Source organism: Pseudomonas sp. BW7P1, from assembly GCF_024981055.1.
Lineage (GTDB): Bacteria > Pseudomonadota > Gammaproteobacteria > Pseudomonadales > Pseudomonadaceae > Aquipseudomonas > Aquipseudomonas bananamidigenes.
Window position 1 is genome coordinate 3,599,708 of sequence record NZ_CP103374.1, and the last position, 21,355, is coordinate 3,621,062.

Annotated in this window: 21 protein-coding genes and 1 pseudogene; 12 read left to right on the forward strand and 10 right to left on the reverse strand. The window is 61.0% G+C overall.

The genetic code is table 11. From position 1 onward, the window contains the following. Window positions 1–41: 41 nt before the first annotated feature. On the forward strand, window positions 42–1,085 hold the full coding sequence (locus NWV16_RS15955; RefSeq protein WP_260519835.1) for an LLM class flavin-dependent oxidoreductase: 1,044 nt from the start codon (window positions 42–44) through the stop codon (window positions 1,083–1,085). A 60-nt stretch (window positions 1,086–1,145) separates the two neighbouring features. Here NWV16_RS15955 and NWV16_RS15960 read toward each other — a convergent pair whose 3' ends face one another. The 5 genes and pseudogenes from NWV16_RS15960 to NWV16_RS15985 form a co-directional block, all read right to left on the reverse strand. Further along, window positions 1,146–1,622, reverse strand: coding sequence for a hypothetical protein (locus NWV16_RS15960; RefSeq protein ID WP_260519836.1), 477 nt, complete (start codon window positions 1,620–1,622; stop codon window positions 1,146–1,148). A gap of 30 nt (window positions 1,623–1,652) precedes the next feature. Next, a complete protein-coding gene (locus NWV16_RS15965; RefSeq protein ID WP_260519837.1) occupies window positions 1,653–1,982 on the reverse strand; it encodes a hypothetical protein in 330 nt (109 codons plus the stop codon). Between the two features lie 74 nt (window positions 1,983–2,056). After that, a pseudogene (locus tag NWV16_RS15975) lies at window positions 2,057–2,516 on the reverse strand (filamentous hemagglutinin N-terminal domain-containing protein); the annotation flags it as partial. A 24-nt stretch (window positions 2,517–2,540) separates the two neighbouring features. Continuing rightward, complete coding sequence (locus NWV16_RS15980; protein ID WP_260519839.1) at window positions 2,541–4,247, reverse strand: ShlB/FhaC/HecB family hemolysin secretion/activation protein; 1,707 nt, start codon at window positions 4,245–4,247, stop codon at window positions 2,541–2,543. A gap of 255 nt (window positions 4,248–4,502) precedes the next feature. After that, complete coding sequence (locus NWV16_RS15985; RefSeq protein ID WP_260519840.1) at window positions 4,503–4,952, reverse strand: helix-turn-helix domain-containing protein; 450 nt, start codon at window positions 4,950–4,952, stop codon at window positions 4,503–4,505. Window positions 4,953–5,126: 174 nt separating this feature from the next. Between NWV16_RS15985 and NWV16_RS15990 the strand changes: the two genes are divergently transcribed. From NWV16_RS15990 to NWV16_RS16020, 7 genes are all read left to right on the forward strand, one after another. Beyond that, the gene (locus tag NWV16_RS15990) at window positions 5,127–5,945 is read left to right on the forward strand and encodes an alpha/beta fold hydrolase (protein WP_260519841.1); all 819 of its coding nucleotides are present in this window, start codon (window positions 5,127–5,129) and stop codon (window positions 5,943–5,945) included. A gap of 260 nt (window positions 5,946–6,205) precedes the next feature. Continuing rightward, entirely contained in the window at window positions 6,206–7,513 is a 1,308-nt protein-coding gene (locus NWV16_RS15995; protein ID WP_260519842.1) for an NAD(P)/FAD-dependent oxidoreductase, read from the forward strand. A 58-nt stretch (window positions 7,514–7,571) separates the two neighbouring features. Next, complete coding sequence (locus tag NWV16_RS16000) at window positions 7,572–7,988, forward strand: RidA family protein (protein ID WP_065259806.1); 417 nt, start codon at window positions 7,572–7,574, stop codon at window positions 7,986–7,988. Window positions 7,989–8,015: 27 nt separating this feature from the next. Beyond that, window positions 8,016–8,693, forward strand: a complete 678-nt coding sequence (locus NWV16_RS16005; protein ID WP_260519843.1) for a DUF1028 domain-containing protein — start codon at window positions 8,016–8,018, stop codon at window positions 8,691–8,693. Next, the gene (gene argE / locus NWV16_RS16010; protein WP_260519844.1) at window positions 8,690–9,838 is read left to right on the forward strand and encodes an acetylornithine deacetylase; all 1,149 of its coding nucleotides are present in this window, start codon (window positions 8,690–8,692) and stop codon (window positions 9,836–9,838) included. Before NWV16_RS16005 ends, argE begins: the two co-directional genes overlap by 4 nt. 290 nt (window positions 9,839–10,128) lie before the next feature. After that, window positions 10,129–11,544 (forward strand): purine-cytosine permease family protein, encoded by a 1,416-nt coding sequence (locus NWV16_RS16015; RefSeq protein WP_260519845.1) that lies wholly within the window; start codon window positions 10,129–10,131, stop codon window positions 11,542–11,544. A gap of 99 nt (window positions 11,545–11,643) precedes the next feature. Further along, window positions 11,644–12,267 carry a glutathione S-transferase family protein gene (locus tag NWV16_RS16020; RefSeq protein ID WP_260519846.1) on the forward strand — a complete coding sequence of 208 codons (624 nt, stop codon included), beginning with the start codon at window positions 11,644–11,646 and terminating at the stop codon, window positions 12,265–12,267. Between the two features lie 6 nt (window positions 12,268–12,273). Here the strand turns inward: NWV16_RS16020 and NWV16_RS16025 are convergent, their stop codons facing one another. Beyond that, the gene (locus tag NWV16_RS16025; RefSeq protein ID WP_065259801.1) at window positions 12,274–12,771 is read right to left on the reverse strand and encodes a winged helix-turn-helix transcriptional regulator; all 498 of its coding nucleotides are present in this window, start codon (window positions 12,769–12,771) and stop codon (window positions 12,274–12,276) included. A 99-nt stretch (window positions 12,772–12,870) separates the two neighbouring features. Here NWV16_RS16025 and NWV16_RS16030 point away from each other — a divergent pair, with 99 nt between their 5' ends. Both NWV16_RS16030 and NWV16_RS16035 read left to right on the forward strand, forming a co-directional pair. Further along, a complete protein-coding gene (locus NWV16_RS16030; protein ID WP_085731921.1) occupies window positions 12,871–13,509 on the forward strand; it encodes an isochorismatase family cysteine hydrolase in 639 nt (212 codons plus the stop codon). Then, window positions 13,506–15,071 (forward strand): aldehyde dehydrogenase (NADP(+)), encoded by a 1,566-nt coding sequence (locus NWV16_RS16035; RefSeq protein ID WP_260519847.1) that lies wholly within the window; start codon window positions 13,506–13,508, stop codon window positions 15,069–15,071. The genes NWV16_RS16030 and NWV16_RS16035 overlap by 4 nt, the downstream gene beginning before the upstream one ends. 45 nt (window positions 15,072–15,116) lie before the next feature. Here NWV16_RS16035 and NWV16_RS16040 read toward each other — a convergent pair whose 3' ends face one another. Together NWV16_RS16040 and ptrR are read right to left on the reverse strand one after the other, a co-directional pair. Then, window positions 15,117–15,779 (reverse strand): M24 family metallopeptidase, encoded by a 663-nt coding sequence (locus tag NWV16_RS16040; protein ID WP_260519848.1) that lies wholly within the window; start codon window positions 15,777–15,779, stop codon window positions 15,117–15,119. Window positions 15,780–15,874: 95 nt separating this feature from the next. After that, on the reverse strand, window positions 15,875–16,756 hold the full coding sequence (ptrR, locus tag NWV16_RS16045; protein ID WP_260523540.1) for a putrescine utilization regulator PtrR: 882 nt from the start codon (window positions 16,754–16,756) through the stop codon (window positions 15,875–15,877). Window positions 16,757–16,859: 103 nt separating this feature from the next. Between ptrR and NWV16_RS16050 the strand changes: the two genes are divergently transcribed. Beyond that, the gene (locus NWV16_RS16050) at window positions 16,860–18,251 is read left to right on the forward strand and encodes an aldehyde dehydrogenase family protein (RefSeq protein ID WP_260519849.1); all 1,392 of its coding nucleotides are present in this window, start codon (window positions 16,860–16,862) and stop codon (window positions 18,249–18,251) included. Window positions 18,252–18,305: 54 nt separating this feature from the next. Here NWV16_RS16050 and NWV16_RS16055 read toward each other — a convergent pair whose 3' ends face one another. Then, complete coding sequence (locus NWV16_RS16055) at window positions 18,306–19,136, reverse strand: oxidoreductase (RefSeq protein ID WP_260519850.1); 831 nt, start codon at window positions 19,134–19,136, stop codon at window positions 18,306–18,308. 130 nt (window positions 19,137–19,266) lie between these two features. On the opposite strand from NWV16_RS16055, the gene NWV16_RS16060 reads away from it, so the two are divergent. Further along, a complete protein-coding gene (locus NWV16_RS16060) occupies window positions 19,267–20,172 on the forward strand; it encodes a LysR family transcriptional regulator (RefSeq protein WP_260519851.1) in 906 nt (301 codons plus the stop codon). A 6-nt stretch (window positions 20,173–20,178) separates the two neighbouring features. Here NWV16_RS16060 and NWV16_RS16065 read toward each other — a convergent pair whose 3' ends face one another. Next, window positions 20,179–21,348: a DUF1624 domain-containing protein gene (locus NWV16_RS16065; RefSeq protein WP_260519852.1), complete on the reverse strand. Its 1,170-nt coding sequence runs from the start codon at window positions 21,346–21,348 to the stop codon at window positions 20,179–20,181. Window positions 21,349–21,355: the final 7 nt, after the last annotated feature.

Consider the following 21,355-nt stretch of genomic DNA (forward strand, 5'->3'; position numbering starts at 1 on the left):
GGCAAGCGACCGGCCGACCACAAGAGATTCGAGGTAGCGTCATGAAATTTTCCCTGTTCGTACACATGGAGCGCTGGGACGAAAGCGTCAGCCACCGTCAACTGTTCGAAGACCTGACCGAACTGACGTTGATGGCCGAGGCCGGCGGTTTCAGCACCGTGTGGATCGGCGAACACCACGCCATGGAATACACCATCTCGCCGAGCCCGATGCCGCTGCTGGCCTACCTCGCCGCCAAAACCACCACCATTCACCTGGGCGCCGGCACCATCATCGCGCCGTTCTGGCACCCGCTGCGGGTCGCCGGTGAATGCGCCCTGCTCGACGTGATCAGCAACGGCCGGATGGAAGTCGGTCTGGCCCGCGGCGCCTATCAGGTGGAATTCGACCGCATGGCCGGCGGCATGCCTGCTTCCAGCGGCGGCCAGGCGTTGCGGGAAATGGTTCCGGTGGTCCGCGCCCTGTGGCAAGGCGACTACGCCCACAATGGCGATATCTGGAAGTTCCCCACCTCCACCAGCGTGCCGAAACCGGTCCAGAAACCCAACCCGCCGATGTGGATCGCCGCCCGCGACCCGGACTCGCACAACTTCGCCGTGGCCAATGGCTGCAACGTGATGGTCACGCCGCTGATGAAGGGCGATGAAGAAGTCCTCGACCTGAAAAACAAATTCCAGACCGCACTGGACAACAACCCGGATGTACCGCGCCCACAACTGATGGTGCTGCGTCACACCCACGTGCATTCAGTGGACGACCCGGAAGGCTGGAAGGTCGGCGCCAAAGCCATCTCACGCTTCTACCGCACCTTCGACGCCTGGTTCGGCAACAAGGAAACCCCGGTCAACGGCTTCCTCGCCCCGAGCCCGGAAGAGAAATTTGCCGGACGTCCGGAGTTTGAACTGGAGAGCCTGCACAAGACCGCGATGATCGGCACGCCGGAAGAAATCATTCCGCGGATCAAGTATTACCAGGAACTGGGGGTGGATGAGTTCAGTTTCTGGTGCGACAACAGCTTGCCGCATGCGGAGAAGAAGAAGTCGCTGGAGTTGTTTATCAAGCATGTGGTGCCGGCGTTTCGATAAATCTGCTGCCCGGTATATGAAAACGCCCCGAGATGTTCGGGGCGTTTTCATTTGGGGGGTTCAAGGCAACGATGGCTCTGTCGGATCAGGCAGAAAGAAGCGCGCTGTCAGCCAGCATGTTGCCATTGCCGTGACGAACAGTACGACCATTCCGAACATCTCATCGGAAAAGGTCGCTCCCTTAACGTCCGATACAACGGCCAGGACAAACGGTGTCACCCATAAAGTCGCCAACGCGGCACCCGACAGTGCAATCACGGAACAGGACCGGCCCGTCCGTTTGACCTTCATCAGTGCAATCACCATCGCGAACACCAGAAACGGTACAAGAAACACCACCTCGGCGAGCAAGGGGCCGAGGAACGGCATCAACATCAACTCCCCTCCCACGACCTCGCCCATCAGCCGTGGGTTCATGGCCAGATGGAAGATCGTTGCAAGGGTCTTGATGATGCTTGCGATAAACCCTGGAACCAGTGGGCAGAGAAGAAAGGCAAGGAACACTTTCAGACGCGGGTATTTTTTCACTTCACTCACTGTCTGGATCCTTGCGAACGATTGGCTCCGTCACTGGCTTGCGTCCTGGTCGAAAATTTCTTTTCGTCGATAAACAACTCGGTCTGTTTGCGCAGGCATCGGGAGCTCGCCAGCGCCCAATGAAACCACCCAATTACACTTCAAGCAGGAGTCCTGATAAGCGGCGTATTGACACACTATGTCCTCCACTTCTTCAGCGTCCTCCTCGCTATCCTTCTCAAGATAAAACTTGATCAACCATCCATGTTCATCTCGAGATAAAACCACCATCCTGAAGTTTGGAGTGATTGCACCCAGCATTGCTTGAACAAGCATCAGAACCTGATAATTCCAGTCTTTCAGATCCCTAAGATCATTCATCTTTGAGTCCAGTATGGGTTGGTAAAAATCTAAAGGGGACAGATTTATTAAATCAAATAAATCTGTCCCTTTTTTTTCGGTGCATTGATGAAACCGCAGCCGTTGCTCGTGATGCCGTAGGGGTTGGCGACGATGACCCGGGCCGATTGGCCGGCCACTTCGGTGTAACCGCGCAACTGGCTCGGGTTATCAATGAATGTGCCCGCCCAATTGCGTGGCAGAGGTCTGGCTCGCGCCGTTGTTGAGGATCAGGCCCTGCGCCGTGACGTTGTAATCATGAAACTGGTTATGCGACAGCCCGCTGCCGTTGGGCGTGGCGATATTGATGATCGGCACGCCGTTGCCTGCCCGATCCAGCGACGTCCCCGGGCTGGCCACCACAATGCCGTCGGCCTGCGCCCACATCGGCTGCCAGAACATGACGTTCGCCAGCAAAAACGCGATGCCGCGTTTTGGCATGCCCCAGAAAGACTCACGGTTTTTTACAGCCGCAGAAGGCTGACCTGCAAGAAAGGCAAACTGGCGAACATCCATGTCGATGATCTCGAAGAATTGTTTTTAGATAAAAAGGTCGAGGCGGAAATAGATCGGTGCTTCGCGCTCGGTCAGCGCAGCCGGTCGCTCCAGGGAATGGGCGAAGGTCACGGTCGCGGCGACGTGTTCACCGCGCGCAAACAACTCCAGCGAATTGCTCGACATGCGCCCGTGCTGGTCGCCGTTGTAGCGATCATTACGAATCACGCCCTGATCGTAACCAACGCTGGTGCCATATTCGGCGAACACCGGGCGCAGCCATTCGGCGGTCACCGGGCGTGCCCAGCGCAGGTCGTTGCGCCAGTAGCCGCCGCTGTCGCCGGACAGCGACTGATCCTTGTAACCGCGGATCGAAGAAAGTCCGCCGAGGCTCGTGCGTTGCGGGCTGAACAGTACGTCTTCGCTGCGCTGGCCGGTCATCAGGCTGCTGAAGGTGAGCGACTCGCCCCACAGCTTGAACGGCTGCAGGTAACTCAGGGTCGCGGTGTATTTGCGGTAGCGCGCATCCGGTTCGCCCGGTCCCGGATCATGGCTGCCCTGGGCGTCGAATGCGCCGATGCCCTGCTGCATGCCGGCGTCGAAGTTGACGAAGGCACTGCCGACACGACGTCCATGGTTGAAGCCGAACTGCGCTTCGCTGATGCGGTTGCTGCTCAGGCGCAGTTTGCTGTCTTCGATGAAGTTGTTGCTGCGCAGGTAGGACAGCCCGGTGCTGAGGGAGGTCTTGCTCACCGAATCGCGATGAATGACCCGCTCGGCGCGAAACTGGTGGTTCTCGCTGTCGCCGGTCTGCTTGAAGTTGTAGCCGTTGTCGGCGATCTGCGAGCGGTATTCGCTCTGGCTGTAGGTGTAGCTGAAGTTCCACCAGCCCCACGGCAGGTTGTAGCTGAGCATGGCGTTGTTGGAGGTGTGCTGATGGTCGGTCATGGCATCGTGACCGCCGCGCAAGCTCAACTGATCGGCCAGGCCCAACGGGCTGTCCCAGTCGAACGTGGTGCCCCACTGTTGCTCGCCGGTGCTGCGCTGGCCATCGTTGCTGCGCGACAGACCGACACGCCAGGGCTTTTGCGGCGTGTTGTTGACCAGCACTTCGCTGCCGCCAACGTTCTTGCCCGGCGACAACTCCATCTTCGCCTGGTTGGATGGCAGGCGGTTGAGCTGATCGACCATCTGCTCGATCTCGCGCAGGTTGACCAGCTCACCGGTTTTGCCGGGAAAGGCCATGGCCAGTTCACGCTCCGACAGCTTGCTGTTCTCGGCGCCCTTCAGGCCTTCGAGCCGGCCTTCGACTACCAATACTTTCAGGTGGCCACCGGACAGATCCTGTTGCGGCAGATAAGCGCGACTGGTCACCAGCCCTTTTTCGATGTAATGGTCGGTGATGACTTTCAGCAGTTCATTGAGCTGTGGCACGCCCAGGCACTGGCCGATGTAAGGCTTGAGCAGGCGCGCCTTGTCGCTCTCTGAAAGGCTGCCGGCGCCCTTGAGTTCGATGTCCTTTATCGGGAAGCAACGCGTATCGGTCGGCGCTGTCGGTTTAACCGGTGGGGCTTCCTTGCCGGGCAGGTTCTTCAGTTCTTCGAGACGCCGCTGCTGCTCTTCGAGCAGGCGGTTCTGGCGGTCGCGGATCAGGTCGGTGTCACCGGGGGTGGGTGCAGCGAATACAGCATCAAGCGGAGAAAGGCACAGCAAAGCCAGGCACAACCTCGCCACGAGGGCGGGTGAGGACATGTTCGATCCCTCGAGACGGAAAGTGATATCAGAATAATGGCGCGATATTAGTGAGCCACTATTCTGGCGTCAATTTATCGATTCACCGAAATATTGTTGCCAACGAGCGGCTCCGGTGAAATCGTCCGACTCCGACTCCGACTCCGACTCCGACAGAGATGCGGGATGTTTCTCAGACTGGCCGAGGAAAACCGGTAACCGGATCAAAGAACGCTCCTCAGAGCGAAACTTCCGACAGACCCGACTCACTTCATCTCAGTGCTCGACCGCCCGTTTCGTCGCCACATCTTCCGGCGCAAGCTCGCGGCCATCGGCGGCCAGCAGTTGCAGCCTGCGCAGCGGCTGACGCTTTTGCGCATCGACCATGACGGAACCTGACTCGCCCGGCGCGTACATGAACTCCCCGCCCCACTGCGACAACGCGACGATCACGGTTTGCAGGGCCCGCCCTTTCTCCGTCAGCACGTATTCCTTGTAGGCGCTGCCGTCGGATGCCGGTTCCAGACGCAGGATGTCGCGCTCCACCAGACCCTTGAGACGAACGCTCAGCATGTTCTTGGCGATTTCCAGACTCTTCTCGAAATCGCTGAAACGACGAATGCCTTCCAGCGCGTCACGGATAATCAGCAACGACCACCAGTCGCCGATCAGATCAAGCGTGCGGGCCACCGGGCAGGCATTGCCCGCAAGACTCTTGCGTTTCATTTGAGGTATCTCCGACAAACAGCAGACTCGATGCGGTTGCATCTTACAACTCGCGCCGGAAAACCGATAACGCGGTCCGCCCTGAACTTAGCACTTGCGTACAAGTGCTCGATGCCGTTTGCCGCGATAGTGATCGTCGCCATCACGGCATTCGCCCAGACCCAAGGAGTTTCCATGAGCACTTTCACCACCCAAGACGGCACCCGGATCTATTACAAGGACTGGGGCAGCGGCAAACCTGTGCTGTTCAGCCACGGCTGGCCACTCGACGCGGACATGTGGGAATACCAGATGGAATACCTGAGCAGCCGCGGCTATCGCACCATCGCCTTCGACCGTCGTGGATTCGGACGCTCGGATCAACCGTGGACCGGTTATGACTACGACACCTTCGCCGACGACATCGCGCAGTTGATCGAACACCTGGATCTGCGTGACGTGACCCTGGTCGGTTTTTCCATGGGTGGTGGCGATGTCAGCCGCTACATTGCGCGCCATGGCAGCGAGCGCGTTGCCGGGCTGGTGTTGCTGGGCGCGGTGACGCCGCTGTTCGGCAAGAAGCCGGACTTTGCCGAAGGCGTCGACAAATCCGTGTTCGACGGGATCAAGACCGGCCTGCTGAAGGACCGCGCGCAGTTCATCGCCGATTTCGCCGCACCGTTCTACGGCACCAACCAGGGCCAGAAGGTCTCCGATGGCGTACTGACGCAAACCCTGAATATCGCCCTGCTGGCGTCGCTGAAAGGCACGCTGGATTGCGTCACCGCTTTCTCGGAAACCGACTTCCGCCCGGACATGGCGAAAATCGATGTGCCGACCCTGGTGATCCATGGCGACGGCGACCAGATCGTGCCGTTCGAAACCACCGGCAAACGCGCCGCCGCGCAAATCAAGGGCGCCGAACTGAAAGTCTACGCAGGCGCGCCACATGGCTTCGCGGTCACCCATGCACAGCAATTGAATGAAGACCTGCTGGCGTTTCTCGATCGCTGAGTTCGTTGTGAGCTGAGCACGCGTGAAAAAAGGCCGCCGACAACCCTGTCGGCGGCCCTTTTTTGTCGTTGTCCCGCATTCCCGTGCCATGGCGAGACCCCGCATTTACGGGGCTTTCACGCCTCTGCATCACGTTTTTATCTTCACATGCCAGCTTAATAATATTTTACCGAGAACAACCCCCTCCCTAGTCTGATCCCAAGCACAGAGAACAGGTCGACCACGGCCTGAATCCAACGCCTCGTGAGAAGGGATCAGAGATGACCACTGAAATAATAAAAACAGACACGCTTGTTGTCGGCGCCGGTCAAGCGGGTGTGGCCATGAGTGAACACCTGAGCAAACTCGGTGTGCCGCACCTGGTGCTGGAGCGCAGCCGCATCGCCGAACGTTGGCGCACCGGGCGCTGGGATTCGCTGGTGGCCAACGGTCCGGCGTGGCACGACCGCTTTCCGGGGATGGAATTCGATGACGTCGATCCCGATGGTTTCGCCCACAAAGAGCGTGTCGCCGACTACTTCGAGGCCTACGCGAAAAAATTCAATGCGCCGATCCGCACCGGCGTCGAGGTGAAAAGCGTTGTGCGCAATGTCGGTCGTCCAGGTTTCACCGTCGAGACCTCCGAAGGTGTGATTGAAGCCGCTCGGGTCGTCGCCGCCACCGGCCCGTTCCAGCGCCCGGTGATCCCGGCCATTGCACCGAAGGATGAACGCCTGCTGCAGATTCACTCGGCCGATTACCGTAACCCGCAGCAATTGCCGGCCGGCGCGGTGCTGGTGGTGGGTGCCGGCTCGTCGGGTGTGCAGATCGCTGATGAATTGCAACGATCAGGCAAGCAGGTTTACCTCTCGGTCGGCGCCCATGATCGCCCTCCCCGCGCTTACCGCAATCGCGATTTCTGCTGGTGGCTCGGCGTACTCGGCGAGTGGGATCAGGCCGCGATGAAACCCGGCCGTGAGCATGTGACCATTGCGGTCAGCGGCGCCCACGGTGGCCGCACCATCGATTTCCGTGGTCTGGCCCATCGCGGCATGACGCTGGTCGGCGTCACCGAATCGTTCAGCGACGGCGTGGTGACCTTCAGACAGGACCTGCGCGACAACCTCAAGCGTGGCGACGAGAACTACCTCGCGCTGCTGGACGCTGCCGATGCCTACATCGAGCGCAATGGTCTGGATCTGCCGCCGGAACCGGAGGCCCGGGAAACCTATCCGGACCCTGAATGCGTGAAGAACCCGCTTACCAGTCTCGATCTGGCCGCCGCCGGCATCACCTCGATCATCTGGGCCACCGGTTTTGCAGTGGACTATTCCTGGCTGAAAGTCGCGGCATTCGACGACAGCGGCAAGCCACAGCACCAGCGCGGCGTGTCCAGTGAGCCGGGCGTGTATTTCCTCGGCCTGCCGTGGCAGTCGCGACGGGGTTCGTCGTTCATCTGGGGCGTGTGGCACGACGCCAAACATGTAGCCGACCACATCGCCACCCAGCGCAAATACCTGGCCTATCGCGACGCCGAGCAACGCGAAGCCGCACTGCACAACAAAGCCGCCGACACCGTCGACGCTTGATGTCCCTTTTCATTACCGGCGCCCGTCGTGCCGGATCCGATTTCGTCAGGAGCTTCACATGAGTCAGCCAACCCACACCCGCATTCGCATGTTCAACACCAAGGACACCTACCCGAACCAGACCCTGGACAACGACCTGTGCCAGGCCGTGCGCGCCGGCAACACCGTGTATGTCCGTGGTCAGGTCGGTACCGATTTCGACGGAAACCTGATCGGCCTCGGCGATCCACGGGCACAGGCCGAACAAGCCATGCGCAACGTCAAACAATTGCTCGAAGAGGCCGGCAGCGACCTGAGCCATATCGTCAAGACCACCACTTACCTGATCGACCCGCGCTATCGCGAGCCGGTGTATCAGGAGGTCGGCAAATGGCTGAAGGGCGTGTTCCCGATCTCCACCGGGCTGGTGGTGTCGGCCCTGGGACAGCCGCAATGGCTGATGGAGATTGATGTGGTTGCGGTGATTCCCGAGTAATTCGACCTTAGCGAAAGGAGGCCACACATGACATTTTCCATCGCCGCCCGCTGCCCCGAAACCGGTCAGTTCGGCATCGCCATCAGTTCCTCCAGCATCGCCGTCGGCGCCCGCTGCCCGTGGCTGTTGCCGGGTGTCGGCGCGGTGTCGAGCCAGAACATCACCCTGCCCTCCCTCGGCCCGGAAGTGCTCGCCCTGATGGAGCAAGGCCTGGCGCCCGAGGCGGCGCTGGACAAGGTGCTGACCCGCAACGGCTACAGTCAGTACCGGCAGATCACGGCGATCAACCACCTCGGCCAGACCGCGCATTTCAGCGGCGCGCAAACCCTTGGCGTGCACAACGCCGTGTCGGGCGAGCAATGCGTGGCGGCGGGCAACATGCTGGCCGGACGCTCGGTGATCGAAGCCATGGTCAGCGCCTTCGAGGATGGCGAAGGTCAATTGGCCGATCGCCTGCTCAAGGCTCTGCACGCCGCCCAGGCCTTGGGCGGTGAAGCGGGTCCGGTGCATTCGGCAGCCGTGGTCGTGGTCGGCGAGCTGACCTGGCCCATCGTCAACCTGCGGGTGGACTGGGCCGATGAAGACCCGATCGGGCAATTGCAAAAACTGTGGGACGCCTATCGCCCGCAGCTGCAGGACTACATCGACCGCGCCCTCGACCCGGCCAGGGCGCCGGGTTACGGAGTTGCCGGAGACGACCGATGAGCGACAGCGTCGCATTGCTCAGGACGCTGGTGGGGTTCGACACCACCAGCCGCGAGTCCAACCTGCAATTGATCGATTTCGTGCGCGATTACCTCGAAGGTTTCGATGTGCCGTGCGAGTTGATCTACAACGATGAACGCAGCAAGGCCAACCTGTTCGCCACGATCGGGCCGACCGATCAGCCAGGCATCGTGCTGTCGGGACATACCGATGTGGTGCCCGTCGATGGCCAGCCATGGACGGTGCCGCCGTTCGAACTCAGCGAGCGTGACGGCAAGCTGTACGGTCGTGGCACGGCGGACATGAAGGGCTACATCGCCTGCGTGCTCGCATTGGTGCCGTCGTTGATCGAAGCGCCGTTACGCAGGCCGGTACACATCGCCCTGTCCTATGACGAAGAAGTCGGCTGCCTCGGCGTGCGCTCGCTGCTCAAGGTGCTCGCACAACGTCCGGTCAAACCGCTGCTGTGCATCATCGGCGAGCCGACCGAACTCAAACCGGTGCTCGGACACAAAGGCAAACTGGCGATGCGCTGCGACGTCCAGGGTCACGCCTGTCACTCGGCCTACGCGCCGCTCGGGGTCAACGCCATCGAGTGCGCCGCCGAACTGATCGGTGAGCTGGGACGCATCGGCCGGCAGCTCAAGGCTGAACACCTCGACCCGCGTTTCGACCCGCCGTATTCCACGGTGCAGACCGGCGTGATCACTGGCGGCAAGGCGTTGAACATTGTCCCCGCCGATTGCCGTTTCGACTTCGAAATCCGCGCCCTGCCCTCGCAGGATCCGGCGGTCGTCGCGCAGCAGCTCAAGGTCTATGCCGAACAGCAAATGCTGCCGCGCATTCGGGCCGTCAGCGCGCAGAGCGATATCCGTTTCAGCGAATTGTCTGCCTATCCGGGCCTTGCCACCGATGCCGCAAGCCAGGCCGCCGAATGGATCGCGGCGTTCTGTGGCTCGGAAGATTTCGGCACGGTGGCCTTCGGCACTGAAGGCGGACTGTTCAACGCGGTGGGCATTCCCACGGTGGTGTGCGGCCCCGGCAGCATGGACCAGGGCCACAAGCCGGACGAGTTCGTCAGCCTCGATCAACTCAAGGCTTGCGACCAGATGCTGCAACGGATGCTGACTTCGATCCGTCTCTGAAAATACCGGACCGGGTGCAGGATCCCTATCCGCAGCCGAGCCGCGATATCTCCGACAGACAGCTGCTCCGATGGAGGTCAGCTGCGCTGTCGTTGGTGGCGCTGAAACACCCGAAACAGAGCGCTTTCACCTGACCGGAGAGCCTCGTTTTTTTAACGCCTGAAGCAACAAAACAACTAATTTATCTCTCTCCGGGCATTGCCCATGATCGACCCCGACAAGAAATGCGCCGCCCGTGCCGGCGCTCACTGAAGTACGTCCACGTACTCGTCCTTGCCTTGGAGTTCGTCATGGCCACCTCTGCAACAACGTCCGCACCGCTCATTGAGAAACACACGATCGGCTATGTGCCGCCCGAAGATCGCCACGGAAAGGTTCGGGATCTGTTCACCCTCTGGTTCGGCGGCAACATCGCGCCGTTGCCCATCGTCACCGGCGCCCTCGGCGTGCAGCTGTTTCACCTGAATCTTGTGTGGGGCATCGTCGCCATTCTGGTCGGCCATCTGATCGGCGGTGTACTGATGGCGCTGCACTCGGCGCAGGGTCCGCAGATGGGTATTCCACAGATGATCCAGAGCCGCGCGCAATTCGGCTCCCTCGGAGCACTGTTGGTGGTGTTGATTGCCGGCGTCATGTACGTCGGTTTTTTTGCCTCCAACATCGTGCTGGCCGGCAAGTCCCTGCATGGCGTGGTCGGCAGCGTGCCGGTGCCGGTGGGTATTGTCATCGGTGCGCTGGGGTCGGGAATCATCGGGATCATCGGTTACCGGTTCATCCATGTGCTCAATCGCATCGGCACCTGGGTGTTAGGGATCGGCATCGCGGTCGGCTTCGGCTACATCCTGACGCATGTGCAGACGGCTGACTTCCTCACCCGTGGCAGTTTCAATCTCTCGGGCTGGCTTGCCACCGTATCGCTGGCAGCGTTGTGGCAGATCGCGTTTGCGCCGTACGTGTCGGACTACTCGCGCTATCTGCCGGCGAATGTACCGGTGGCTTCAACGTTCTGGGCCACTTATCTCGGTTCTGCGCTGGGCTCCAGCCTGTCGTTCATCTTCGGCGCGGTCGCCGTACTGGCCACCCCGGTGGGGATGGATACCATGGACGCCGTGAAACTCGCCACCGGCGCCATCGGCCCGTTGATGCTGGTGCTGTTTCTGCTCAGTGTAATCAGCCACAACGCCCTCAACCTGTACGGCGCGGTGCTGTCGCTGATCACCCTGGTGCAGACCTTTGCTTACCGCTGGATTCCGACCGCGAAGAGCCGTGCGGTGATTTCGCTGATCGTCCTGCTGGCCTGCTGCTTCGCCGCCGTGGGTGCGTCGTCGGACTTCATCGGCCACTTCGTCGACATGGTGCTGGTGCTGCTGGTGGTGTTGGTGCCGTGGACGGCGATCAACCTGATCGACTTCTACGCCATCCACAAGGGTCAGTACGACATCGACTCGATCTTCAAGGTCGATGGCGGTATCTATGGCCGCTACAACCCGCAGGCCTTGCTGGCGTATGCGATCGGCATCGTGGTGCAGATTCCGTTCATGAACACGCCACTGTATGTCGGCCCGGTGTCGGCGCACATCAACGGCGCGGACCTTTCCTGGCTGGTGGGGTTGCTGGTGACGTCGCCGCTGTATTTCTGGCTGGCCAGTCGTGACAGTGCTTATCGCCGGCGCTTGATGACCGGGAAACTGGCGGGCAGCCTCTGAAGTCAGCGGGCTGAACAAACAAGGCCCGCCCCGTGCGGGCCTTCTGTCTTGCGTTGTGATATTTCTTTAAGCCCGACGACAACCGGAGATGGAAATCCCATGCTGCGAATTCTGGGCAAAGCTTCATCGATCAATGTGCGCAAAGTGCTGTGGACCTGTGCTGAATTGAACCTTTCCTTCGAACGCGAAGACTGGGGCTCAGGTTTTCAATCGACGATGACGCCGGAGTTCCTCGCACTCAATCCCTGCGCAATGGTGCCGGTCATTCAGGACGATGATTTCACGCTGTGGGAATCGAACTCGATCATTCGCTATCTGGCGTCGCGATACCAGGGCGAACACCTTTACCCGAGCGAGGCACGCGCCCGAGCGCGAGTGGATCAATGGATCGACTGGCAGGCTTCGGAGCTGAACAAATCCTGGTCCTACGCGTTCATGTCGCTGGTGCGCAAGTCACCTGCCCACCAGGACAGCGCCGCACTTGCAGCCGGTTGCCTGGAGTGGGCAAGGCACATGGAGATCCTCGACCGACAGCTGCAAAAGACCGGAGCCTACGTCAGCGGCGAGCAGTTTTCCCTCGCCGACATCCCTGTCGGCCTGTCGGTCAATCGCTGGTTCGAGACGCCGCTGGAACATCCGCACTTGCCGGCGGTGAGCGCTTATTACGAACGCTTGAGTCAGCGCCCCGCTTACCGATTGCATGGACGAAACGGCACGCCTTGATGCCGGTCATTTGTTTTTGAACGCCTCACGCCGCGCCTGTCGTTCGGCGGCGTACGCCTCTTGCGGCTGGCTGATCAGATCCTCGCGCCGCAACAGTTCCCCGCAGTGGTCGCACAGCGGTCCGAGGCCGGCGCTGTGGTTGCAGTTTTTGTGGGTCATGTTCACGGCCAGCCCCTCCTCCGGCGACTTGCACCAGGTTTCGCCCCAGGCGCGCAACGCAATCACCACCGGGTAGAACGCCTCGCCTTTCGCGGTGAGGTGGTACTCGTAGCGTTTCGGCCGCTCGTTGTACAAGCGACGCTCGACCAGTCCATCCGCCTCCAGGCTTTTCAGACGGGCGGCGACCATCTGCGGCGTACCGCCCGTCTGGGCCTGGATCTCGTCGTAGCGATGGCTGCCCATGAACAATTCGCGCAAAACCAGCACCGTCCAGCGGTCGCCGACGATCGCCTCGGCCCGGGAAATCGGGCACAGCGTATCGGGAAGACTATCGTTTACAGCCATCAGGGCTTGCCTCTCCTAAAGTTACTATGATTATCATATCAACACGATGCGGGAACAAGCCCTGAGCATCGATCACTCTCATTGCCGGAGTACATCGTCATGTCGAAACCTCTCTATCCACTCGACAGAACTGCCTACTTGCTGGTCGATCCTTACAACGATTTCCTCTCGGACGGCGGCAAGATCTTTCCGCTGATCAAACCCATCGCCGATCAGAACGGCTTGCTCGACAACCTGCGCAAACTCGACCGCGCCGTGCGGGGCCTGCAGATTCCGGTGGTCATCGTACCGCATCACCGCTGGGTCAAAGGCGACTACGAGAACTGGGATCACCCGACACCCACCCAAAACAAGATCATGCACATGCACCACTTCGCTCGAGGCGAATGGGGCGGTGAATGGCACCCGGATTTTGCGCCGAAGGATGGCGACATCATCGCTCAGGAGCATTGGGGTTCCAGCGGTTTTGCCAACACCGACCTGGATTTTCGCCTGAAACAAAAAAGCATCACCCACGTAATCATCGTCGGACTGCTGGCCAATACCTGCATCGAAGCCACAGCGCGCTATGCATCGGAACTCGGCTATCACGTCACGCTGGTGCGCGACGCCACTGCCGCCTTCAAGGAGGAAATGATGCACGCGGCCCACGAACTCAACGGCCCGACCTTCGCCCATGTCGTCACGACCACCGACGAACTGATTGCCAGCCTCGACACTCAGGGTGAGTCGAAATGAGTCTGACCGGCCACCTGCTGATTGGCGCCTCAGACGCCCCCGCCACCGAGGGCACGATGAAAGCGCTGAATCCGGCAACCAATCAACTGATCGAACCAGAGTTCGCCTTTGGCGGCGCGGCCCAGGTCGATCAGGCTGCAACCCTTGCCGACGCGGCATTCGACAGCTACAGCCATACCTCGCTGGCCGAACGCGCGGCGTTTCTGGAGAGTATCGCCGACAACCTCGACGCCGTTCGTGAGGAACTGGCCGCCCGCGCCGCACTGGAAACCGGTTTGCCCCAAGCGCAACTGGAAGGCGAAGCCGCCAAGGCCGCTATCCAGTTCCGCCAGTTCGCCGACGTGGTGCGCAAAGGTCGCTTCCTGCAACTGGCCATCGACCCGGCGCAACCTGAGCGTCAGCCACGGCCACGCATGGATCACCGCCTGCAGAAAATCGCGATAGGCCCGGTGGCGATCTTCGGCGCCAGCAACTTCCCGATCTCCTATTCGGTGGCCGGCGGCGACACCGCCTCGGCACTCGCGGCCGGTGCGACGGTGATTCTCAAGGCCCACAACGCCCACCCCGGGGCCTCGGAAATCCAGGCCCGCGCTATTCGCAAGGCCGTGCAGGCGCACGGTTTGCACGAAGGTGTTTTCTCCATGCTGCGCGGCAGCGGCAATGCCATCGGTGAGGCGCTGGTCGATCACCCGCTCATCAAGGCAGTGACCTTCACCGGTTCGGAACTGGGCGGCATGGCGCTTTATCGTCGTGCACAGTTGCGTCCTGATCCGATTCCGGTGTTCACCGAAATGACCAGCGTCAACCCGACCTTCATCCTGCCCGCAGCAATGGCGGCACGTGGCGCAGAGATCGGTGACGGTTTCGCCGAGCGGATGCTGGTCAATGTCGGGCAAGCCTGCCTGTGTCCGTCGATCCTGATCGCAGTCAAGGGCAATGGCTTGCAGGCATTGCGCAGCGCCATGATCAAACGAATCAGCGATGCGCCGGCACGCACGATGCTGACCCCGGGGATTCACGGTTCATACGTCAAAGGGCTGGTGGCAATGGAAAGCGTCGGAGCGAATCTGGTGGCAGTCGGCGCGCCAGCGGATGGCCCATTCGAGGGCCGCTCGGCGCTGCTGGAAGTGAATGGCCAACGCCTGCTCAGCGAACCGGCGCTGGCCCATGAAGTGTTCGGCCCGGCGGCGTTGTTGGTAACGGTCAACGATGAAGAAGAGATGCTGGGGGTCGCCCGATCATTCAAGGGTCAACTGAGCGCAGCCATTCACCTTGAAGACCGCGATCTGGACCTGGCCCGGCGTCTGCTGCCGATCCTCGAACGCCGCACCGGACGCATTGTGGTCAACGCTTTCGCCCATCCGCAGGAAGTGACTTTCGCCACCGTACACGGCGGGCCGTTCCCGGCCACCTCGGACAGTCGCTTCACCTCGGTCGGCATGACCTCGATCGAGCGCTTTTTGCGGCCGGTGGCGTATCAGGGCTTTCCCGATGCATTGCTGCCGGAGGTGCTGCGCGACGCCAATCCACTCGATCTGCCCCGCAGCATCGACGGCCAATAAAAAATGCCCGGTTCGGCGGATCACCGAACCGGGCACTTTTTTCAATCAAATAAGAAGGTCTTCATAGAAAGCACCGTACGCCAGTTCAGGGTGCTCGATCTGGATTTCCAGAATCCACACACCGGCATTCGGCGCCTGATCGAAGTCCCCGAGATTGCCGCCACGATGAATCGCGTGGGGAAAATCACTGACCCTGTGGCCCTTGATGTCCAGGTTCAACTTCCAGCCCATGGCCTCAGCCTGATCGCTGGCGTAGCGGTACAGTTCGACACCCGTTACGCCCCGGCGCCAGAAGGCTTCAACCTTGTCGAAGAGCTCCCTGGAAGCGGCCGCACAGGCAATCATTTGCGGATCGGAGCCAGTGACGAACGTGGCCCCTGCATCACCTTCGTGGCCCTCCCAGACCCCGCCCATGTCGATGAAGAAAATGTCTTCCTCACCCAGCACCGGATCGCCTTCGGAGCGCTCCTTGAAGGTCTTCAGCGTATTGGCGCCGAAGCGGATCAGCAGCGGATGCCAGATCCGGTCCATGCCCAGCTCAACGAGGATTTCCTTGCCACGCGCATGGGCTTCGGATTCGCGCATGCCGGGTTTGATCACTTTGGCGATCTCGTCCACGGCCTTCCAAGTCAATTGTTGGGCGTGGCGCATGGTCTCCAGTACAAAACGCTCACCGACTGCTTCTTTACCGCTCAGGGCTGTGGTCATCGCTGATTCCTTCTGGCTGATCGCGCATCGCTTGCGCTGTATAGTTTTTTATATTGCGAAACGAGACGCCCAAGATACAGCCATGACACAACGTGTCAAACCTCTTCTGCGCGTACCACGCCACGTTCTTCCAGCAAACGGACGAACATGTTCAGACTGCGCGACACCGTGCCCCGCCGCCACACCAGCCACGTCGTCAGATAGCGAAAATCCGCCGCCAGCGGCCAGACACTCACCGTCGCGCAACCGGGCATGCTCTGCAGCATGCTGCGTGGCATCAGCGCCAGACCGGCGCCGGCACTGACGCAGGCGAGCATGCCGTGATAGGACTCCATTTCGAAGATCTTGCCAGGCACCGCAGCGTCGGTGCTGAACCATTTTTCGAAATGATGGCGATAGGAACAGTTCGAGCGGAACGCGTAGATATTCTCGCCGTTCACGTCCGCGGCGCGCTGGATCGGCCCGTGATGCAGCGGCGAGATGATGACCATTTCCTCCTCGAATGCCGGAATACCTTCGAGCGCCGGGTGTAACACCGGGCCGTCGACGAACGCCGCCGCCAGGCGCCCGGAAAGCACCCCGTCGATCATCGTCCCGGACGGGCCGGTCGAGAGGTCCAGATCAACCTTCGGGTGTTGCTGGTTATAGGTCGCCAGCAAACCGGGAATGCGCACCGCCGCCGTGCTTTCCAGCGAGCCCAGCGGGAACGCGCCTTGCGGTTCTTCGCCGGCCACCGTGGCGCGGGCTTCCTGCACCAGATCGAGAATCCGCCGCGCGTATTCCAGAAAACTCCAGCCGGCGGGCGACAGACGCAAACGGCTCTTCTCGCGGATGAACAGATCGACGCCGAGATCTTCCTCCAACTGCTTGATGCGGGTCGTCAGGTTCGATGGCACGCGATGGATCTGTGCCGCCGCGGCGCTGATGCTGCCGTGCTCGGCAACAGCCTTGAAGATTTCCAGTTGCACCAGATCCACAGTCATTCTCCAATCGTGAAAGAAACGCTCTTTATTATTCAGTTTCCAGAAAATGAACACCACCCTACTCTGAGCGCATCCGATGAACTCGCAGGACGATGCCATGAGCCCGATCTCCAGCCAGACCCACGCCATCTCGATCAACCCCGCCACCGGCGAGCAGATCGGCCACTACGCCTTTGAATCCGCCGAGGCCCTCGACGCCGCGCTGACCCGTGCTGCGTTCGGTTTCGGCAAGTGGAAACGCAAGCCGCTGCAGGACCGCTCCCGTGCCCTGACCGCTTTGGCCGGTGCTCTGCGCGACAGCAGCGAAGCCATGGCAACCATGATCACCCGGGAAATGGGCAAGCCGATTGCCCAGGCCCGTGGTGAAATCGAAAAATGCGCCAAGCTCTGCGAGTGGTACGCCGAACACGGCCCGGCCATGCTCGACGCCGAACCGACCCTGGTCGAGGGCGGCAAGGCGCGGATCGAGTACCGCCCGCTGGGGCCGATCCTTGCCGTAATGCCGTGGAACTTCCCGATCTGGCAAGTGCTGCGCGGTGCCGTGCCGGCGCTGATCGCGGGCAACACCTACGTGCTCAAGCATGCGCCAAACGTGATGGGCAGCGCTTATCTGCTGCGCGATGCGTTCAAGCGCGCCGGATTTGCCGATGGTGTGTTTGAAGTGATCAACGTCACCCCGGAAGGCGTTTCCCGGGCTATCGCAGACCCGCGTATCGCCGCCGTGACCCTGACCGGCAGCGTCCGCGCCGGCATGGCGATCGGCGCCCAGGCCGGTGCCGCGCTGAAGAAGTGCGTGCTGGAACTGGGCGGCTCCGATCCGTTCATCGTGCTCAACGACGCCGATATCGACGAAGCTGTGCAAGCGGCAGTGATCGGTCGTTACCAGAACTCCGGCCAGGTCTGCGCTGCGGCCAAACGTCTGATCATCGAAGAAGGCGTGGTTGAAGAGTTCACACGCAAGTTCGTCGAAGCCACCCGCCAGTTGAAGATGGGCGACCCGTCGTCCGCCGATAACTACATCGGCCCGATGGCCCGTTTCGACCTGCGCGACGAACTCGATCAACAAGTACGCGACACCCTGGAAGAAGGCGCCACCCTGCTGCTCGGTGGCGCCAAGGTCGAGGGCGCAGGCAACTACTATGAGCCGACCGTGCTGGCCGACGTCACCGACCGCATGACTTCGTTCAAGCAGGAATTGTTCGGCCCCGTGGCTTCGATCATCACCGCCCGCGACTGCGCCCACGCGGTGGCCCTGGCCAACGACAGCGAGTTCGGTCTGACTGCAACGATCTACACCGCCAACGTCGCCCTGGCCCAGCAACTGACCAGCGAACTGGAAACCGGTGGTGTGTTCATCAACGGCTACTCCGCCAGCGACCCGCGTGTGACCTTCGGCGGCGTGAAGAAGAGCGGTTTCGGCCGCGAGCTGTCGCACTTCGGCGTGCGCGAGTTCTGCAATGCGCAGACGGTGTGGCTGGATCGCCGCTGAGTCAGCAAGCAAAAAGAAACCGGGCAAGGCCCGGTTTTTTTTGCGCTGACACTTTCAGTTCTTGAAATCCGTAGACAGCGCCAGCTCATTCCACTCGGCCAGTTCCTGCGCCACCAAGCGGTTCTTCGCTTCGATCCGCGCAATCGTGTCGCTGCCCAGCGCCAGCCGTTGCGGCGGGTTCGGCGCGTTGACCAGCGCCAGCATCGCTTCGGCAAACTTCTGCGGATCACCCGGTTGCGCATGGTTGGCCGCTTCGGCAAACGTGCGCATCTTGCCGACGGTTTCGTCATAGTCCGGCAGTACCAGCGCGGTCTTGATCAGCGATTGCTCGTCCAGGAAGTCGGTGCGGAAGAAGCCCGGTTCGACCACTGTTGCATGAATGCCCAGCGGCGCCAGTTCCTGATGCAGGGCTTCGCTGATGCCTTCCACCGCGAACTTGGTCGAGCCGTAGACGCCCCAGCCCATGTAAGCCTGATAGCCGCCAATCGACGAGATGTTGATCACCCGTCCGCCGCGCTGGGCGCGCATGTGCGGCAGCACGGCGCGGGTGACGTTGAGCAGGCCGAACACGTTGGTGGCGAACAGGCGCTCGGTTTCGCTGGCGCTGGTTTCTTCGACAGCGCCCAACACGCCGAAGCCGGCATTGTTGATCAGCACGTCGATACGGCCGAAGCGCTTGATGCCTTCTGCCACCGCTTGGTGGGCTTCTTCTTCGCGAGTGACATCGAGGCGCACCGTCAGCAGGTTCGGGTGATCGCCCAGACGGTCGGTGATGTCTTGCGGGTTGCGGGCGGTAGCAATCACTGCATCACCGGCACGCAGGGCCTGTTCGGTGATAAGAGTGCCAAAACCACGGGAAGCTCCGGTAATCAGCCAGGTACGCATATCAACTCCTCCTGTCGGTGACCCTGGCGAGATTGCCGGGCCTTCTTGATGAGTTGAGTCGACTTTAAGGCCGTGCTACTGATGTGATAATCCCAACAAAATTGCATGACTTTGTGAGAGGTGTTCACAAATGAAAAACCCGTCTACAGCGGATCTGTCGATCTTTCTTTGCATCGCCCAGCATCTGAATTTCAGTCGTGCGGCGGTGGATCTGGGCCTGACACCTTCAGCACTGAGCCATTCATTGCGAGCGCTGGAGAATCGCCTCGGCGTGAGGCTGTTCAATCGCACCACCCGCAGCGTTGCGCTGACTGAGGCGGGGGAACGTTTGTATGCGCGGTTGAAACCGGCGTTTCGCGACATCGACGACGCCCTCGAAGACCTCAATCACTTTCGCGACAAACCTTCCGGCAACCTGCGCATCACCGCCGGGCGTCAGGCGTGCGAGCTGGTGCTGCTGCCGATTGCCGGGGCGTTCCTGCAGGCCTATCCGGACATTCGGCTGGAAGTGGTCGAAAGCGATGCGCTGCTGGATATCGTCGCCGGCGGTTTTGATGCCGGGGTGCGGTTCGGCAATCGGCTGGAAGCGGACATGGTGTCGCTGCCGATCGGCCCGAATCTGCGTTCGGTGGTGGTCGCTTCACCGGCGTTTCTCGAATGGCACGCCGCGCCGCAAAAGCCGGAGGATCTGCACGCCCTGCCCTGCATCCGTCACCGCTTTCCCAGCGGCGCGTTGTATCGCTGGGAATTCGAACGCGGCGGCATCGTTCAGGAAATCGAGATCAACGGCCCGCTGACTCTGGGCGATGTCAGCCTGATGATCGGCCCGGCGTTGCAGGGCCTGGGACTGGCCTATGTGTTCGAGGACATGGCCCGAGAGCACTTGGCGAGCGGGCGGCTGGTGCAGGTGCTGGCGGACTGGTGTCCGTACTACCCTGGCCTGCACCTGTACTACCCGAGCCGACGCCACGTACCCGCGCCGCTCAAGGCGTTTATCGACTTCGCCCGCAATGCCCGCGAAGGCAAAACGGGCTGAGCCGCTCTACAGATACTTCAGCCAGGCAATGTCGCGGCGCCGGGCCTTCAATCCCGAGAACCAGCGCACGGCCGGGAACAACGCGACCGCCAGTACCATCGCCGCCAGCCACACCGTCGTCACCGATGAAAAGCCGAAATAGGTGCCCTGATTGAGCCCGAACAGCGCAACGCCAATCAGGTACAACACCTTTAGCGCATACAAGTGCAGCAGGTAGAAAAACATCGGCGCCGAACCGAACACCGTCAACCAGTGAATCCAGCGCCGATCCTGAGCACGCTCGAACACCAGCAACAGCAGCAGCCCCACACTCACCGTCAGCGTGATGAACAACAGCGACGGCGGGTATTTGGTGATGTTGAAGAAACTCATCAGGGTTTGCAGACCGCTGTCACCGAAGGCCCAGTATTTCTCGCCATAACCGTTGACCAGTCGCAGCACCACAAAGCCCAGCAGCCCGGCGATGCCGCCGATCAACAAACGGCGCTGGCGCACGCCTGCATCGGCAGCCCTAGCGAACCACGGCCCCAGCGCGTAACCCAGACCGATCACGCCGATCCACGGCAACAACGGGTACGAAGTGCGCAGACGCAACGTCTCGCCCGCCTCGATCCAGCCGCGGTCATGCAGGATCGCCCATGGCAGGTGCAGTGCCGATTCGGTTCCGAAGTGCAGTCCGTCAAGCAGATTGTGCCCGGCGATGATCGTCAGGCTCAGCGTCAACAGCAGCCAGCGTGGCAGCCAGACCAGCAGCGACAGCGCGATCATGCTCAGGCCGATCGCCCAGATCACTTGCAGGTAGATCACAGTTGGCGGCAGCTGGAACGTCCACGCAAAATTCACCAGGGTGAACTCGAGCGCCACCAGAAACAGTCCGCGCTTGAACAGGAAGGCGCTGACGTCAGCCTTGCCGTCGTACTTCTCGCCGAACAGCCACGCCGACAACCCGGTCAGCAGCACGAACACCGGCGCGCACAGATGCGCCAGGGTGCGGCTGAAGAACAGCGCCGGCTCGGTGCTGGCGATGTCCATCGGATCGGACACCTGACGATGCAGCAGAAAGGTTTCGCGAACGTGGTCCAGCAACATGAACAGAATGACCAGGCCACGCAGCGCATCAATGGACAGCAACCGGCCAGTCGCCGTGGGGGCAGAACGGGGAACCGCATTCGTCATGGAGGTA